Raw genomic sequence first — 16,725 nt, 5'->3', positions numbered from 1 at the left:
ATTGATATTACTTCTATTTTAAACCATTCAGCATGAATTACAAAAACAAAATTACCAGCCTTTGCATCCTGTTAGTTGCGCTGCTGCTATCCCCTACCCTTAGCGAGGCCCAGAAAGTAAAATCCAAACCTGCAAAAGCCACTACTGCCCAGGCACAGCCTGTTACCGCTGCCAAATCATTGCTTTGGGAGATCAGCGGAAACGGTTTGAAGCAGCCCTCATACCTGTACGGCACGTACCACCTACTCAACGCCAGCTACCTGAACACGGTACCGGAGGTGATGGAGCGCTTTATGGAAAGCCGCGGCGTAGTGGTGGAAACAGAGATTGATTCGGCTAAAATGATGCAGTTAGGAGCCAAAATGGTGATGCCGGATAATAGACTATCGAACCTGCTGAGCAAAGAGGATTACGCTTTGGTGAATGAGGAAATAAAAGCCCAGTTCGGGTTTGAGTTGAGCATGGCCGACCAAATGAAGCCGATGACACTGCTGCTAATGCTTTCTCTGAAAGACTACCAGCGTATGGAAGTACTAAAAGAATACACAGGCCAGCCGCTCGATATGTACTTTGCGAGCTACAACAAGAAAAGCAAAAAGAAGGTGAGCACGCTCGAGACCATGGAGCAGCAGTTTGACCTGCTTTACAATCACCACCCACTGGACAAGCAGGCAGAGCAACTCGTGGCTTATGTAAAAAACAAAGAAACAGCCATGAAGATGTCAGACAAACTCGTGCAGCTGTACTTCGATAAAGACCTGGCAGGTATGTGGAAACTCTCAAACGACTACAACGAGCTGACAGGTGGTGGCGACATGGCCTACATGACAGACGACCGCAACAAAGACTGGATGACGAAACTACCTGCCATCATGAAAGAGCAGTCTACTTTTATCGCAGTAGGCGCTCTGCACCTACCTGGCGAAAACGGCCTGCTGCAGTTGCTGCAGAGAGCTGGCTATACTGTAAAACCACTGCAGTAAACCAACCCAACAGGTATAGCCATACCTGATAAAGCAGCATCGCCCGCGCAAGTTTATACCTGCGCGGGCGATGCTGTTTTATACCTTCCTGATCTCCAGTCAGTCTGTGCTATACCTTAAAAGGCTGTCGAGCGATGGCGCTGAAATCAATATCGTGCATGCACCTGAAATGACCTTTGGGGCACTTGCTATACCCTATTTTGGAGCAGGGTCGGCAGGGCAGCCCGTTTACCTCGAGTACCTTATACCTGGTCCGGAAAGGGTACATGCCAAACTCAGGTATGGTGTTGCCCCACACGCTGATGATGTCTTTTTGGAAAGCCGCCGCAATGTGCATCAGCCCTGTGTCGTGACTCACTACCTGCTTTGCCTGCCGCACCAGTGAGGCCGAACCAGCCAGGCTATACCTGCCACAGGCGTTGTAAATGACTGTTCCCTGCGAATCGTCCGCAGCCTGTATGTAGGCTGCTATTTCATCACCTGTAGCAGCGTCTTCTTTGCCACCTAGCAGGATGATGGGCTGTTTGAGATCCGCACACAGTTCGATGATGCGCTCCGTGGGGAGTCGCTTGGTATAGTGCTGCGCCCCAATGGCAAAGGCTGTATACCCCTGACGGAAAGGCTCCGGAAGGGAGTTAATGTCTACTTCGTCAGCGGCAGGTATGAAATAGTCCAAGCCTTTGCCGTCGTCCTGTATACCGAGCGGCGCCGCAGCAGCCAGGTAGCGGTTTACAATATGCACGTCAGGCAGACGATTCACCTTCAGGTTCACTATCAGCCACTTCTCGTAGTTGAGCTTGTCGAAGCTTTTGGAGGGCTTGCCCAGTCTTGTTTTGATGATGCGCGTGCGCAGGTTATTGTGTAGGTCCACCACAAAGTCGAAGTTCTCGGCCTTGAGTTGCTGCACCAGTTCATTCAGGCTACCGCTCAGTGTGTGCACCTTGTCGATGTAGGGATTAGGCTCCAGTATGCCTCTAAAACCTTGCTTGGTGCAGTAGTGCACTTCAGCATCGGGTACTTGCTGTTTGATGCAACGAACAACAGGCGTTGTCAGCACAATATCGCCGATAGAGGAAAAACGGAGAATGAGTATTTTCGGCATTCGTTACTTTATCTTCTCCTTCCGGGCTTTGAAATAATCTTCCACTTCCTCCGCCGACTTCGTATTGAAGGTCATTTCCTTTGTTAGTCCGCCTTTGCGGCCTACCAGCACGCCGTAGCGCATGTCGTCGTAGCCGCTGGTGTGGTGGGCATCCGGGTTGATGCTTAGCATCACGCCCTTCTCCAGCGCATAAGCCACCCAACGCCAGTCAATGTCGAGGCGCCAAGGGTTGGAGTTAATTTCGATGATCACATTGTTAGCGGCGCAGGCGTCGATCACCATTTTGTGATTGATCGGGTAACCTTCGCGGCGCAACAACAGACGGCCAGTCGGGTGGCCGAGCATCGTTGTGTAAGGATTCTCGATGGCTGTGATCAGACGTGAAGTGGCCTTCTGCTCGTCCATGTTGAGGTTGCTGTGGATGCTGGCAACAATGAAGTCGAACGTTTTCAGGATGTCCTCATCATAGTCCAGGGAGCCACCACCCAGAATATCCGACTCTATACCTTTGAATATCTTAAAAGGAGCCAGTTTCTGGTTCAGTTCATCAATCTCCTTCTGCTGTCGCAGCACGTCTCCTTCGCGCAAACCACCAGCGTAAGCGGCCGTCTTGCTATGGTCAGATATACCTAAATACTGGTAGCCCATGTCGCGGCAATAGGTGGCCATCTGCTCCAAGGTATGAGCGCCGTCGGAATAGGTGCTGTGGTTGTGCAGAATGCCTTTCAGGTCGGAAACCTCCAGTAGCTTCGGAAGCTTGTTTTCCATGGCCAGCTGCAGCTCGTTGGTGCCTTCCCGTAGTTCCGGCACAATGTAGGCCATACCTGCCGAGGCATAGATATCCTCTTCTGAACTGTGGCTGCCTTCACGGGCCACAGTGAGCATGTTCTTATTCGCAGCAAATACCTGCGACAGGTGCTCCTGAGAGGCAGAGCGTATAAAGCGTTCATTCTGAAAGTTAGCCGGACTGGCAAAGCGAATCTCAGTGGATAATCCACTCAAGCTGTGCTTGCCGCGCCATACCAAAGGGCCTGAAATTAGCTCATCCTGTTGCAGCTCACTTAGTTTATTCAGGGCGGCTTCTGCTTCCGTCGGGTTATCGGTGCCGATAACGAGCTCCAGCTTTTCTACAATCTCCATGCAACGGCGCACATCGCCAGCCAAGGCTACTTCAGCACGAGGCAATACCTGCTGCACCTGCTCCAGCAAAGCAATAGCAGCCGGCTCGGCTTCTGCAAAAAGCAGTTTGCCACGGTTCTGCTGTGTAAAGAGCAGTGCCTGTTTAATGTTTTCCTGCGTCTTGGCGCCGAAGCCTTTCAGCTTGCTCACTTTATCCTGCTCACAGGCCTCCAGCAACTCCTCTACCGTTTCCGCACCCAGCTCTTTCCAAAGGTTACGCACCTTTTTCGGACCAATGCCTTTGATACGCAGCATCTCTACCACACCCGGTGGTGTTACAGACAATAGCTGGTCCAGTTCGGTGAAAGAGCCGGTTTCTTTTATCTCGATCACGCGGGCGGCAATGCTCTTGCCCACCCCTGTTATACCTTCCAGTTCGGCCTGACTTTTAGTTTCAAGTGGCTCTTCTACCAGTTCCAGCGCAGCGGCACCGTTCACGTACGAGCGTACCTTAAACGGATTCTCATCGTGCAGCTCCATGAGCTCGGCGGCCAGCTTAAACAGCTTTATGATTTTCTTATTTTCCAAGGCAGTGTTGTGTATAAGTACAAAGATAGAAAAAGCCGCCATACCTTTGCCACCACTGCCTGGCGGCCTTTTATATAATGGGGCTTCTATATAAAGCAGGAAATCCCTATCTTAGCTATATATTTAGCTTTTTCTGAAAGAAGCATACAAACAAGAAATATGAAATACGCTTCGCTGTTATGCGTTTTGTGCCTCATGCTGCTGGCTAACACCTGCCGTAAAAAGGCAGAGGCCGAACTCCTGGGTCAAACCTGGTTACACTCTTATGAAGAGGATGAGGATGAGGTGCTTGTATACCGCCCCAACACCTATGACTTTCCGCCCTCAAGAGGTCGTACCGGCTTTGCGCTGGAGCCCGAAGGCGTGGCCAAGCAGTATGTAATTGCTCCTGCTGATGGATTGGAAGAACATATCGGCATCTGGGAATACAAAGACAAAAATACCATCCTGGTACACATCCAGGGCAATGGCCACCCGGAGCAGCGCTATACCATGGAAGTGCTGTCGCTGAAGGACAGTGTGCTCAAGGTAAGAGTAACACCTGATGTGCAGGACTAGCATTTTGAAGACAGAGCATCATGGAAAAGCCCATAGAGAAATTCTCCCTTAAAGCACGCCTGATCACCTATGCGGTGCTGCTACTCGTAGCTGCTGCAATGACTTACTCGGATAATTTTGCAGGCTACTCAAAAGGTCTGGCAGATTTCTCCAGTGGTTTTGCAGGAGGGCTCCTGCTTGCCATCGTAATAGGCGAAGCCGCACTATACCTGCGAAGACGCAGCCATCGTAAAACCGAAGCTTAGTTTTAAACCATGAAATATACCTTCGCCAGCTTACCCCGCAAAACAAGACTGATGATCATGATGCTGATCGCTACGGCTGTCATTGTTTACACTGATTATGTGCCGCGCATCTTTGCCAGCTTCACAGGGGGATTCCTGATCGGGCTGCTTATTGGCGAAGTGGCTATTTACCTGAGGCGAACCGGTCAGCCGGAAAAACATGCCGCTTAAACTGAATATCACTTTCTTTTACCTATACCTTACACATGCAATACTGGTTAGTAAAATCAGAACCTGAGGCCTATTCCTGGGCCAGATTTGTAAAAGAAGGTCGTGCCTGCTGGGACGGCGTTCGTAACTATCAAGCCCGCAACAACCTGCAGCAGATGCAGCCCGGCGACCTGGTGCTGTTTTACCACAGTGTATCTGAAAAAGCGATTGTGGGCATGGCCAAAGTGGACAAAGCCGCTTACCCTGACCCAACTGCTGACGACCCAAAGTGGATGGCGGTAGACCTGGTGCCCGTGCGTGACTTCAGGGATCCCGTTACTTTGGAACAGATCAAGAAAGATCCACGCCTCGAGAATATTGCTCTGCTGCGCCAGTCACGCCTGTCGGTGATGCCGCTCAAAGCTGAGGAGTTTGACGTGCTGCTCGCCCTGGGTAACTAATCCGGGGTGGCTTGCCGCACGCAGGCACAACGTTACTTTACAAAAAAGAGTACAAAGCATTTAACTGCCTTATACCTTCTGCCAGCCGGCAGCCCGAGATTGTAACATGCTATACCTGCGCCCTTTGCTGTTCTGCTTTGCTGTGCTGGCACCTACCCTGCTATGGGCTCAGGAGCCTAGCCAGCCTGTGCGCCTGGAGCTACCCTACGAGCTCGAAAACAGCCGTGTAGAGATAATGGCCCTGCCAGACAGCAGCCTGCTTGTCTACAGCCGCAAATCCGACACCTGGGCAAAGGAACCTGATTTTACGCTGGAGAAATACGATACGCAGCTGGAACGGGTATGGACCAGCAAACTGGACCTGAAGTCTGAGTTTGAATTCATACGCCATTATACCGAGGCTCCTTATACCTACCTTATCTTTCAGGCGGCCAAACCTACACTCTATACCTTTGTGCGGCTACACCTGGGCAGTGGCGCTCTGACCAAGAGCGAGGTCGTACTCGAAAAGGCAGAGTATATCTATGAACTTAATGTACTGCGCGGCAATCATTTCCTGATCACCGGCAACAGCTACGACACAAAGCCAAGCCTGCTATACCTGGACCCTGAGAAACCACAGCCCGTGATGCTGCCCGCACTCTACGGCGACGAGTCTTCTTTCTCAGACCTGCATACCGACCACGTGCACGGCCGTGTAGATGTGGTGTTGGCCGAAACCAACCGCCGGATATCGCGCCTGCAGGTGAAAAGCTTTGACTCCGAAGGCAAGCTGCAGCAGAACTACTTTATCCTTCAGCCTCAGGACAAAAGTTTGCTCAACGCTGAGATTACCCCCGGCGACACGCTCTCCCGTATGCTCATCGGCACGTATGGCGTACGGGATCTTCGCTTTGTTCAAGGCTTTTTCACGGCGCCTGTCATCTCCAAAATCGTGGAAGGTGAGTTTTACTCGCTGCTGGATCTTCAGAATTTCTTTAAGTACATGAAGCCCCGTCGTGAAGAGCGCACCCGCAAACGTGAGTTTGCCCGCATTGCCGCCGGCAAGGAGCCGCTGCAGCGCTACCGCATGCTCCTGCACGATTTGATACCGACACCCAACGGATATGTACTGGCCGCAGAGGTTTACTTCCCTCAGTACCGTAACAGTAGTGGCTACTTTGACAGTCGGGTCAGAGGGCTGGAACGGGTTGCACAGGCTTACAAGCGCACGCACGCCATTGCTTTGGGTTTTGATCGGGATGGCATCCTGCTGTGGGATAACACCTTCCCGCTTCGTGATGTGCTAACCCCTGATCTCACACATGCCGTGGAGGTCGCCGGACTACCGGATGGACGCGTCGTGATGGCCTACCCTGATCGCAGCAAGGTCGTGTACCGCCAAATGGAGCAGAACAAGTTTACAGATAAAGAAACCTCTGTGGAGCTCCTGCCCTACGAAAAAGAAGAAAAAATCCTCACCACCGATATGCCAGGATTGATCCGCTGGTATGGCTCCCATTTTGCCGCCTTCGGTTTCCAGCGCATACGCAACCCCAATGGTCCCAACCGCAATGTGTTCTACATCAACAAGATTTCATTTTGATTGAAGAGTTAAATCGTTGGGGGTTACAGGGCTCACTTAATGCATTGCGGCTATACCTGTTCTTCAATTTTGTGCGGGCTTCGCATACCTTTCGTTTAGAAGTTTTGTCTTACCTGCTTCAGAAAAGGTATTTCATTAATTTAACAATTCAACAATTTAGCCATTTAGCTATCTAACAATTTAACAATTCAGCCGAACATCCTATATTTGCAACCAAGACCCCCAGGCCATGCAGAAAAGACTCATCGTAAACCACCAGTTGCTCGAGATCATGGTGATGCGCCTTTGCCACCAGCTCATCGAGAACCATGGCGACTTTTCTGATTCCGTTATTATCGGATTACAACCCCGCGGACGCCAGGTGGCACAGCGTATTCAGAGTACGCTGAAAACCATCCTGGGCACTACGGTTCCTACCGGCTACCTCGACACCACTTTCCACCGCGACGATTTTAGAAGAAGAGAAACGCCCCTGGCCGCCAACGCCACGCACATCGACTTTTTGATAGAAGGCAAAAAGGTGATCCTGGTAGATGACGTACTCTATACCGGTCGCTCCGTGAGAGCCGCAATGGATGCCATGATCTCATTCGGGCGCCCTGCTAATGTGGAGTTGCTGGTGCTCATTGATCGCCTTTACAGCCGCCACCTGCCCATTGAGCCAACTTATGTGGGTCGGCGCGTCAACTCCCTGCAATCGCAGCGGGTGCTGGTGGAGTGGCAAGGGTCCGACACGCAAGAAGACAATATCTGGTTAGTGACCAAAAACGAAGAATAAAGCACCCATGCAAGAGCTCAGCGTCCGGCATCTACTCGGCATCAAAGACATCACAGCAGAAGACATTCAACTCATTTTTGAGACTGCTGACAATTTTAAAGATGTTTTGAACCGGCCTATCAAGAAAGTGCCCTCGCTGCGTGACATTACCATCGCCAACGTCTTTTTCGAGAATTCCACCCGCACCCGTCTTTCGTTTGAACTAGCCGAAAAAAGGCTTTCTGCTGATGTGATCAACTTCTCATCCAGCAGTAGCTCCGTTAAGAAAGGTGAAACCCTGCTCGATACGGTGAACAACATCCTGGCCATGAAGGTGGATATGATCGTGATGCGCCACTCCAGCCCGGGAGCACCGCATTTCCTGAGCCGCCATATTGAGGCAAACATCGTTAACGCCGGCGATGGCACCCACGAACACCCTACCCAGGCCCTGCTCGATTCTTTCTCCATCCGTGAGAAGCTCGGTGAGGTAGCAGGAAAAAAAGTGGTGATCATCGGGGATATTCTTCATTCGCGTGTGGCCCTCTCCAACATCTTTGCTCTGCAAAAACTTGGTGCCGAAGTAATGGTGTGCGGCCCTGTAACGCTGCTTCCTAAGTACATCAGAGAGTTAGGCGTAAAGGTCGAATTTGATGTGCGCAAAGCCCTCGCCTGGTGCGATGTAGCCAACGTGCTACGCATTCAGCTGGAACGCCAGCAGATGAAATATTTCCCATCCCTCCGTGAGTACACGCTCTATTATGGCATCGACAAGAAGATGCTCGACAGCCTCGACAAGGAGATCGTGCTTATGCACCCCGGCCCTATCAACCGCGGTGTAGAACTGAGTTCCGATGCCGCTGACTCCCATCATTCTATCATTCTGAACCAGGTAGAGAATGGTGTCGCCATCCGTATGGCGGTGCTGTACCTGCTGGCTTCGAAGAAGTAAAATTTCTCTTTATTGGTTTTAGCAGGGGCTCTACAGGTGTAGGGGCTCGGCTATTCTATTACTTTCTCTTCATGGCGCGAGCGTCCTCGCTCGTGTCTACTATGGTGGGGCCTCTGGCCGAGGTATAGGCTGCTGTTGCAGGTATAGCAACCTGATTTGTTTCATAGCTTCGCCTGTGCGGCGGGCACCGTATGCCCTGGCCGGGCGGGCCTTACTTTTTTCCTTGATGAAAAAAGTAAGCAAAAAAATCAAGACGCTCCAAACTCGCTGAACGCTCAAACAGTGGAGCGCCGCAAAGCGCACATAGCACTGCTGCTTGTTTTATTGTGAGCGTGCGAGTTAGTCTTGCTATACCTGCCAGTGATGTGTAGTAATCACTACAACGCTTATACCTGAGAATTGGTAGTAGCAGCAAAGTCCCCCTTTGAAGGGGGGCAGGGGGATGACAATCGTTCCCAATTCCCTCTAGGGGCACGGGCCCTCTGCAAAAAGAGGGGCATGAGTGTGTTAATCGTGCACCGCAGCAGCATCAATCCTGTCCATCCTTTTAAATCCCCTAAATCCTGATCCAGACAAACAAAAAGGCCCCGCAGATTGCTCTGCGGGGCCTTTTAACGTTTAACCTTAACGGTTACTTATGTTACTCCAGATTCAGTTGCATATCCGGCGTGTTCATCTCGAAACCGACACGTCGGTTCTGAGCACGGGCTGCTGCAGTTCTGGCTTTAGAAAGTCTGGTATTAACTTTCACGATTGGCTGAGTCTCACCATAACCTCTTGTTACCAAACGGTCTGGGTTCTGTACACCGCGCTGGATCAGGTAGTCCTTCACAGCTTGTGCTCTTTGCTCAGACAATGCCTGGTTGTACTCTTCTGAACCAATGTGGTCAGCGTGACCTTTGATCAACAGTACGTGGTCAGGGTATTTCTCAAGCGCTACTACGATGCTGTCAAGCAGCTGACGGTAGCCGTCCTGTACGCGAGCCTGGTCGAACTCGAAGCGAACTTTCTCTTCGATCAGTTTCTTAGTACGCTCGTCAAGCTCAGGGCAACCTTTCGTTTCGGCAGTACCTGGAGAGTTAGGGCAAAGGTCTTCGTTGTCCGGAACACCGTCACCGTCAGAGTCAACTGGGCAACCATCGGCACCTACCTGTACACCACGTGGAGTATCTGGGCACTTGTCATCGATATCTGGAACGCCGTCACCATCGCTATCTGGGCAACCTTGTGTTGCAGCAGTACCTGGCTCATCTGGGCAACGGTCATCTTTGTCAGCTACACCATCACCATCACGGTCAGGGCAACCACCAAGGTTAGCTACACCAGCTTCAGTAGGACATTCATCCTGATAATCCGGAACACCGTCGCCATCAGTATCGATAGGGCAACCGTCTTTGTCAACTTGTACGCCAGTTGGAGTATCCGGGCACTTGTCTCTTCTATCAGGCACACCGTCGCCGTCAGTATCTTTAGCTTTGCCCAGGTTGATGCCAAGGCCAATGTTGTGCTGTAGGAAGCGGTCGTTGATGTTCGACTCGATATTGTCGTAACGGTCGTTGCTCGTGAAGTGAGCTCTTGTCTCCAGGAACAGGCTGATGTTTTCAGAGAATCTGAAACGAAGACCGGCACCACCAAAAGCAGCACCTGCAATGAAGTTGTCTTCATAGGCACCAGTTGGCGAAGTACCTTCTGGTCTTACGAAGTGAGCACCGCCACCAACTGATAGGTATGGACCGATGAAGGCATCCTCTTTCAGGATGTTGCCATACATTTTCAGTCTCAGACCAAGCATAGCCATACCGATTTTGGTATCCATGGTGGATCCGAATCTGCTGAATTCAGTGTTACCGTAGCTTAGGTGCAAACCGGCATCAAAAGAAGGGCTCAGGTATTGGTTCAGCGATACGCCGCCTCCCCAGCCCATTTTGTCTTTCCACCAGTTGTTTCCTAAATCACCTTTATATTGGAGCGCACTTCCATAAATCTGGAGGTTTGTCCGTTGGTCAGCATTTTGCGCAAGTACCTCTGTATTGGCAGACAGCAGGAATACAAGTGCAAAAGCAGTTGTGAATAGTTTCGTTAGAGTTTTTCGCATAATTTTAAAAAGTATATTTTGATATGACAATACGTACATATTTTCAGGTAAGTTTTTTTATATTTCTATAAAAAAACAGACGGAACGTATATTATGATACGTCAGGCGGGTAGTCGTTGCATTGATGTAGTTTATATCCATAAGCAAAAGCATTTTGTTAAAGTATAAAAAAATGGCCTTAGCAGCTTAAATTCTAAATCTACTCTGGTGCACTGTTTGCACTGCTTTTTCTGTCAGTTATAACTGCGCATCTCTATATTTTCAACCCTTTTTACGAGCTGTAGGTTGTATGCTCAACATTAATTAATGCAAAGCATCTGTTTTTTAACGTAAATACAATAAAAAAGGCTGCGAGTAGTTATATGTAAACCCTTACTACGCACGCTATTAGCGTTTTTGCATCAGCCTTTCAATGTCATCAGCCTCTAGCGGAATGTTTTTCATAAGGTCCACTGGCCCGCTACGGGTGATCAGGATATCATTCTCCAACCTTACGCCTATTCCCTCTTCTCTTATGTAGATACCTGGTTCGCAGGTAAACACCATTCCTTCTTCAAAAGGACGGTATTTGCTGCCCACATCATGCACGTCAAGCCCTAAATAATGGGAAGTGCCGTGCATGAAATATTTCTTGTATAGCGGATTAGACGGATCCTGGTTACGCACATCGCTCTCGTTGAGCAAACCAAGTCCGATCAGTTCATTTTCCATGACGGTACCCACAAAGGCATGGTACTGATCAAGCGAGTTGCCGGGCACCAGCATCTGTATAGCGGCTTTCATCACACGCAACACCGCCTCATATACCTCACGCTGACGCTTGGTAAACTTCCCGTTAACCGGTACCGTGCGCGTCATATCAGCAGCGTAGTTAGCATACTCGGCCCCAAAGTCCATCAGCAGCAAGTCGCCGTCTTTGCACTCGCGGCTGTTGTCGGTGTAATGCAGGATGCAGGCATTCTCGCCCGACGCGATGATCGGGCTGTAAGCCGGACCGCGTGAACGGTTGCGCAGGAACTCGTGGTATATCTCCGCCTCCACTTCATATTCCATCACGCCTGGCTTGATAAACTGCAGCAGTCTACGGAAACCCAGTTCAGTGATATCGCATGCTTTGCGAAGGAGGTCAATTTCTGTTTCAGATTTGATCGCACGCAGCTGGTGCATGATAGGAGCGCTGCGTTCGTAGCGGTGCAACGGGTAAACCTGCTGGCACCATTTAATAAAGCGGGCATCGCGCGTTTCCACCTCTACCACGGCACGCAGGTGCTCGTTGGTGTTCAGGTATACGTGCTCAGCTTCAGCCATCAGGCTGTTGAACACCTGCTTAAAATCCTTCAGCCACAGCACAGTGGCTATACCTGACGTTTCGCGGGCCTGCTCCTTTGTAAGCTTATACCCTTCCCAAACCATGATGTGCTCATTGGACTCGCGTACAAACAGCACTTCTTTCATGCGCTCGTCACGGGCGTCCGGAAAAAGCAATAGAATGCTTTCCTCCTGGTCTACTCCTGAAAGATAGAAGAGGTCACTGTTTTGGCGGAACGCCATGGTGCCATCCGCATTGGTCGGCATCACATCATTAGCATGAAAAACAGCAAGAGAAGAAGGCTTGAGCTGCCGCACAAAATTGCGTCTGTTATGGCAGAACAGCTCCTTGTCGATGGGCTGGTATTTCATAGTTTTGTAGGTATAGTAGCTTGGCACTGTGGTCCGTCAGAGTTATAGGTCCGACTGAACTTGCACTGCAAATGTAGCACTTTTATCGCAAGTCCAAACACCTTTATAGAAAAAACCTAATATAACAGGTGCTGTAGGTTCAGGCCCAATGCTTGGCTAATCGCATTACAATTGCTGTTCCAACACCCTTAAGCCGTGCATGATGCGAGCACTTCCAGCAGCTGCCCAGTGCGGATATCTTTTGCACATTTAAAATGTCCCTCCGGGCAGGATTTATACCCATGCAAACCACAGGGACGACAGTAAAGTGGCTCCTCCCTCTCCACCACAGCTGAGAAGCTTGCCAGTGGCCCGAAGCCAAAGCTCGGCACCGTAGAGCAGAAGATGGCACAGGTAGGCGCATCTAACGCTGAGGCCAGGTGCATAGGACCAGAGTCATTTACATAATTAAGCACGGCATCGCGCATGAGTGCCGCCGATTGCAACAGGTTGAGCTGCCCGCACAGGTTCACTACCCGTTGGTTTTTCGTCTTGCTAATGATCTCTTCACAATGCATTTTGTCAGCCGGCGCTCCGAGCAGGTATACCTTATACCTGTCACCCAACTGATCGAGCAGTTCTACCCACTGCTCCAGCGGGTACTGCTTCGTAAACCACACCGAGGTAGGCGCCATGCAGATAAATGACTCCTGCTTCAACGGCTGAACCTTGTCAAAATCTTCAGGAGAAGGGTATAGCCTGGGTTTGGCTGGCTGCCCGTCGGTGAGACTGGCTATGAGCAAATGGTTACGTTCTACTTCGTGCGTACCTGAGTTCACGTCGTGGGTATAGCGACGCGTAAAAAAGCGGGAAAAAGGATTCTTGTCGAAGCCAACTGTCTCGCCAGCACCAGAGAGCGCGGTGAGTATACCTGTGGCACCGAAGCGCTGCAGGTTCACGACCAGGTCGTAGCGTTCCTGCCGGATCTGTTTGAGCAGTTGCAGCAGGCTCTTATACTTACCTTCTTGTTTGTTCCAAACCAGTACCTGCCGCAGCAGCGGGTGCCCTTTCAGCAAAGACTCGTTGCCTTTACGAAGCAAAAAATCGAGCTGCGCATTCGGGTAGTGGGCATGCAGTTTTTCCACCAGTCCGGTTGCCAGCACCACATCGCCCAGAAAGGCAGTCTGTATGATCAGGATTTTTTTCATCAGGTATAAGCTGCTGCAAAGCTACGGCAATGCAGCTAGACTTGAAAGTCAGAATGCTGCAGGTATAGACGGGCGCTTCCTTTCACGGAAAAGAACAAAAATATTTTTCTTCTTAGCTGCAGGAGCGTTAGTTTAGCAGTTCTTTTAGCCACGCTTACCCGTATGAAAGCACTATTACATTCTGCTAAACTTCTCGCATTCTCACTCCTTTTCCTGACCACAGGCTGTGTGTCAACTTACATGCCCAATGTGCCCAATGTACCCATGTTCACGGAGAAAGGTGAACTGAGTGCTGCTGGCCACATTACGCCAAAGGGCAATATTACCTTCAACACGGCTTATGCTGTCACCGACAACATCGGGGTGATGCTGAACGGCTCTATGCTGAACCAGGAACGCAAGAAACGGGATTTCCGCCACAATCTGGTCGAGGCAGGAGCGGGCTACTTTACTACCTTCGGACCGAATCAGAACCGGGTACTGGAAGTATACGGCGGCTTTGGCGGTGGCAGCAGCGACCGCACCGAAAAGGAAGAAAAGGAAGGTGTGATGACCTATACCCGTCGCGAAGCCGGTTTCAGCAAATATTTCACACAGGTTAACTTTACCTCCAAAAAGAAAAAATCCCTGCGAATTCTGGGCAACGAATACCCGCTCAACTACGGCACTGCCCTGCGCGTGAGCTATGTCAACATGAACAAACACCTGCTTAACGGGGTAGTACAGCCAAACGAAGACAATATTTTCCTGGAACCGATTTTCTATACCCGCATGGTGCTCAGCCCTTCAGTACAATTGCAGTATACAAGCGGCAGCAATTTCGGATTACGCAACCGCAAGGCGCTCACGGCAGGCTATTCCGTGTTTTCGCTGGGCTTTGTGATCAACGTCGGCGGGCGCAACCTCGACCGCTAACATTCGGAGAGCAGGCGGCCTATTTTGGTAATTTTGCGTATCTTTGCAGGCTAATTGCGAACTGAATGCTTGATTATCATATTCATACATTGCCGAACGGTATTCGTATCGTTCACAAACAAGTACTACACACCAAAATTGCGCACAGCGGCTTTATCCTGGACATAGGCAGCCGCGACGAGCAACCTGAGCAGCTGGGTCTGGCCCACTTCTGGGAGCACATGGCCTTCAAAGGTACTGCCAAGCGCAAGTCATTCCACATCCTGAACAGACTGGAGTCGGTAGGCGGCGAACTGAACGCCTATACCACCAAAGAAAAGCTCTGCTTCTACAGCTCTGTGCTCGATAAGCACTTCGAGAAGTCTTTCGAACTACTTACTGATATCACGTTTCACTCTGTTTTCCCTGAGAAGGAAATAGAAAAAGAACGCGGTGTGATACTCGAGGAGATGGCCATGTATCTGGACACACCGGAAGAGGCCATTGTAGACGAGTTTGACAATGTGGTGTTCGACGGCCATCCGCTTGGCAACAACATACTGGGCACAAAAGAGAGCGTATCGGGCTTTAAGAAAGACGACTTCCAGCGTTTTATCAAAGACAACCTGAGCACTGAGGCCTTGGTGTTTTGTTCGGTGAGCAACCTGCCTTTTGAGAAAGTGGTGAAACTAGCCGAAAAGTACCTGGCTGACATTCCACACATCAGCAGGCCACGCCAGCGCATTGTCTTCGAACAGTATATACCTAAGACGGTGACATTCGAGAAACCAATCTCTCAGGCACACTGTGTGATTGGATCCCCGGCTTACGCACTCAACGATGAGCGTCGTATACCTTTCTTTATGCTGGTAAACCTACTGGGTGGTCCGGGTATGAACTCACGCCTGAACCTGGCCGTCCGCGAAAAGCACGGTTTGGTGTATACCATCGATGCCAACTACGCCACCTACATCGACACAGGTCTGCTCTCGATCTACTTCGGAACAGAGAAGAAGCAGCTGAAGCGCACCACTTCCCTTGTGATGAAAGAGCTTAAGAAGCTGCGTGAAAAACAACTGGGTTCGCTGCAACTGCATACCGCCAAAGAGCAACTCATGGGTCAGCTGGCGATGGCGGAAGAGAGCAACATGGGGCTAATGATGATGATGGGCAAGAGCATCCTGGATCAGGGCCACATCGACACCCTCAACGAGATCTTCGACCAGATCAAAAATACCACCGCCAAAGACCTGATCGACATCGCTAACGACGTGCTGCAAGAAGAGAAACTGAGCTTTTTGAACTATGTGCCTGTTAAGGGCTAAATCGCTACATGGTTAAATTGTTATACCATATAAGTAAGGCCATTAATCCGGCTTTCACATCTGGATGATTTTTAGTCTGGAGATACACCTATTTTAAACAATTAGCCATTCAACCATCAACCATTTAACAATTTAATAGATGGAATTCCTAGACGAAGAACTACAGCAGTATGCAGAGGAGCATACCTCACCAGAGTCGGAGCTGCTGCGCAAGATAAACCGCCAGACGCACCTGAATGTAATGAAGCCGCGCATGCTGTCTGGTCATATGCAAGGGCGCCTGCTTTCCATGTTCTCCCACATGATCCGCCCGAAACAGATTCTGGAAGTGGGCACCTACACCGGCTACTCTGCTATGTGTCTAGCCGAAGGACTGCAGGAAGACGGCACACTGCACACCATCGACATTAATGAAGAACTCGAAGATATGGTACGCGGCTACATCAAAGAGGCAGGTTTGAGCGAGAGCGTGAAATACTACATCGGCAATGCGCTCGAGATCATCCCAACCATAGACGCCACTTTCGACCTGGTGTTTATCGACGCCGACAAGTATAATTATGCCACTTATTATGACCTGGTGATTGACCGGGTACGTTCGGGCGGCTACATCATTGCCGATAATGTGCTGTGGAGCGGCAAAGTGCTGGCCAAGCATCGCAAAAAACTAGACGAAGACACGGCGGCCCTCCTGGATTTCAATAAAAAGGTGCAGGATGACCCGCGGGTAGAGAACATTCTGCTGCCCGTGCGGGACGGGTTGATGGTTGCCCGAAAGAAGTAAAAGCAACAGAGAAGGTGGCAGCAATGCCACCTTTTTTATTTAGATCAGGTATAGCTCACTCTCTTTAGGTATAGCAAAGCAGGTATAATCTTCCTCCGCCTGCTCCTATGCGGTATTCATCTGTCAGTTCCCGGCTGCACAGGCTACCGACTTATCCACAGCGAAAAATTTCTCCTAAATTACTTCGTTCTAAGCTTTAGAATGAGCGACAAATTGCGTTA

Annotated in this window: 16 protein-coding genes; 11 read left to right on the top strand and 5 right to left on the bottom strand. The window is 50.3% G+C overall.

Features of this window, described 5'->3' with window-relative positions; all coding sequences use genetic code 11:
• Positions 1 to 32: 32 nt before the first annotated feature.
• On the top strand, positions 33 to 983 hold the full coding sequence (locus tag Q1A54_RS03500) for a TraB/GumN family protein (RefSeq protein ID WP_299985040.1): 951 nt from the start codon (positions 33 to 35) through the stop codon (positions 981 to 983).
• Positions 984 to 1,092: 109 nt separating this feature from the next.
• Here Q1A54_RS03500 and Q1A54_RS03495 read toward each other — a convergent pair whose 3' ends face one another.
• Both Q1A54_RS03495 and polX read right to left on the bottom strand, forming a co-directional pair.
• The gene (locus Q1A54_RS03495; protein WP_299985038.1) at positions 1,093 to 2,085 is read right to left on the bottom strand and encodes a glycosyltransferase family 9 protein; all 993 of its coding nucleotides are present in this window, start codon (positions 2,083 to 2,085) and stop codon (positions 1,093 to 1,095) included.
• 3 nt (positions 2,086 to 2,088) lie between these two features.
• Positions 2,089 to 3,834, bottom strand: a complete 1,746-nt coding sequence (gene polX, locus Q1A54_RS03490; protein ID WP_299985036.1) for a DNA polymerase/3'-5' exonuclease PolX — start codon at positions 3,832 to 3,834, stop codon at positions 2,089 to 2,091.
• A 117-nt stretch (positions 3,835 to 3,951) separates the two neighbouring features.
• Between polX and Q1A54_RS03485 the strand changes: the two genes are divergently transcribed.
• The 7 genes from Q1A54_RS03485 to Q1A54_RS03455 all read left to right on the top strand — a co-directional run bounded on the left by Q1A54_RS03485 (position 3,952) and on the right by Q1A54_RS03455 (position 8,539).
• Positions 3,952 to 4,350 (top strand): hypothetical protein, encoded by a 399-nt coding sequence (locus Q1A54_RS03485; protein WP_299985034.1) that lies wholly within the window; start codon positions 3,952 to 3,954, stop codon positions 4,348 to 4,350.
• Between the two features lie 20 nt (positions 4,351 to 4,370).
• A complete protein-coding gene (locus tag Q1A54_RS03480; RefSeq protein WP_299985032.1) occupies positions 4,371 to 4,595 on the top strand; it encodes a hypothetical protein in 225 nt (74 codons plus the stop codon).
• Positions 4,596 to 4,604: 9 nt separating this feature from the next.
• On the top strand, positions 4,605 to 4,805 hold the full coding sequence (locus Q1A54_RS03475) for a hypothetical protein (RefSeq protein WP_299985030.1): 201 nt from the start codon (positions 4,605 to 4,607) through the stop codon (positions 4,803 to 4,805).
• 35 nt (positions 4,806 to 4,840) lie between these two features.
• Complete coding sequence (locus tag Q1A54_RS03470; RefSeq protein ID WP_299985028.1) at positions 4,841 to 5,245, top strand: EVE domain-containing protein; 405 nt, start codon at positions 4,841 to 4,843, stop codon at positions 5,243 to 5,245.
• A gap of 106 nt (positions 5,246 to 5,351) precedes the next feature.
• Complete coding sequence (locus tag Q1A54_RS03465) at positions 5,352 to 6,830, top strand: hypothetical protein (RefSeq protein WP_299985027.1); 1,479 nt, start codon at positions 5,352 to 5,354, stop codon at positions 6,828 to 6,830.
• Between the two features lie 229 nt (positions 6,831 to 7,059).
• Positions 7,060 to 7,608, top strand: a complete 549-nt coding sequence (gene pyrR, locus Q1A54_RS03460; RefSeq protein WP_196114331.1) for a bifunctional pyr operon transcriptional regulator/uracil phosphoribosyltransferase PyrR — start codon at positions 7,060 to 7,062, stop codon at positions 7,606 to 7,608.
• A 7-nt stretch (positions 7,609 to 7,615) separates the two neighbouring features.
• Complete coding sequence (locus Q1A54_RS03455; RefSeq protein WP_299985025.1) at positions 7,616 to 8,539, top strand: aspartate carbamoyltransferase catalytic subunit; 924 nt, start codon at positions 7,616 to 7,618, stop codon at positions 8,537 to 8,539.
• A 640-nt stretch (positions 8,540 to 9,179) separates the two neighbouring features.
• Here the strand turns inward: Q1A54_RS03455 and Q1A54_RS03450 are convergent.
• The 3 genes from Q1A54_RS03450 to Q1A54_RS03440 form a co-directional block, all read right to left on the bottom strand.
• Positions 9,180 to 10,634, bottom strand: coding sequence for an OmpA family protein (locus Q1A54_RS03450; protein WP_196114329.1), 1,455 nt, complete (start codon positions 10,632 to 10,634; stop codon positions 9,180 to 9,182).
• Between the two features lie 387 nt (positions 10,635 to 11,021).
• The gene (locus Q1A54_RS03445; RefSeq protein WP_299985022.1) at positions 11,022 to 12,314 is read right to left on the bottom strand and encodes an aminopeptidase P N-terminal domain-containing protein; all 1,293 of its coding nucleotides are present in this window, start codon (positions 12,312 to 12,314) and stop codon (positions 11,022 to 11,024) included.
• A gap of 188 nt (positions 12,315 to 12,502) precedes the next feature.
• A complete protein-coding gene (locus Q1A54_RS03440; protein ID WP_299985020.1) occupies positions 12,503 to 13,501 on the bottom strand; it encodes a glycosyltransferase family 9 protein in 999 nt (332 codons plus the stop codon).
• Positions 13,502 to 13,663: 162 nt separating this feature from the next.
• On the opposite strand from Q1A54_RS03440, the gene Q1A54_RS03435 reads away from it, so the two are divergent.
• The 3 genes from Q1A54_RS03435 (at position 13,664) to Q1A54_RS03425 (ending at position 16,504) form a co-directional block, all read left to right on the top strand.
• A complete protein-coding gene (locus tag Q1A54_RS03435) occupies positions 13,664 to 14,416 on the top strand; it encodes a hypothetical protein (RefSeq protein WP_299985018.1) in 753 nt (250 codons plus the stop codon).
• 65 nt (positions 14,417 to 14,481) lie between these two features.
• Positions 14,482 to 15,720 (top strand): pitrilysin family protein, encoded by a 1,239-nt coding sequence (locus Q1A54_RS03430; RefSeq protein WP_299985016.1) that lies wholly within the window; start codon positions 14,482 to 14,484, stop codon positions 15,718 to 15,720.
• Positions 15,721 to 15,859: 139 nt separating this feature from the next.
• A complete protein-coding gene (locus tag Q1A54_RS03425) occupies positions 15,860 to 16,504 on the top strand; it encodes an O-methyltransferase (protein WP_007656213.1) in 645 nt (214 codons plus the stop codon).
• The last annotated feature ends 221 nt before the right edge of the window (positions 16,505 to 16,725 follow it).

Source organism: uncultured Pontibacter sp. (assembly GCF_947502515.1).
Taxonomy (GTDB): domain Bacteria; phylum Bacteroidota; class Bacteroidia; order Cytophagales; family Hymenobacteraceae; genus Pontibacter.
The sequence above is the reverse complement of the archived record's forward strand: the minus strand, read 5'-3'. Positions and strand labels throughout refer to the sequence as shown.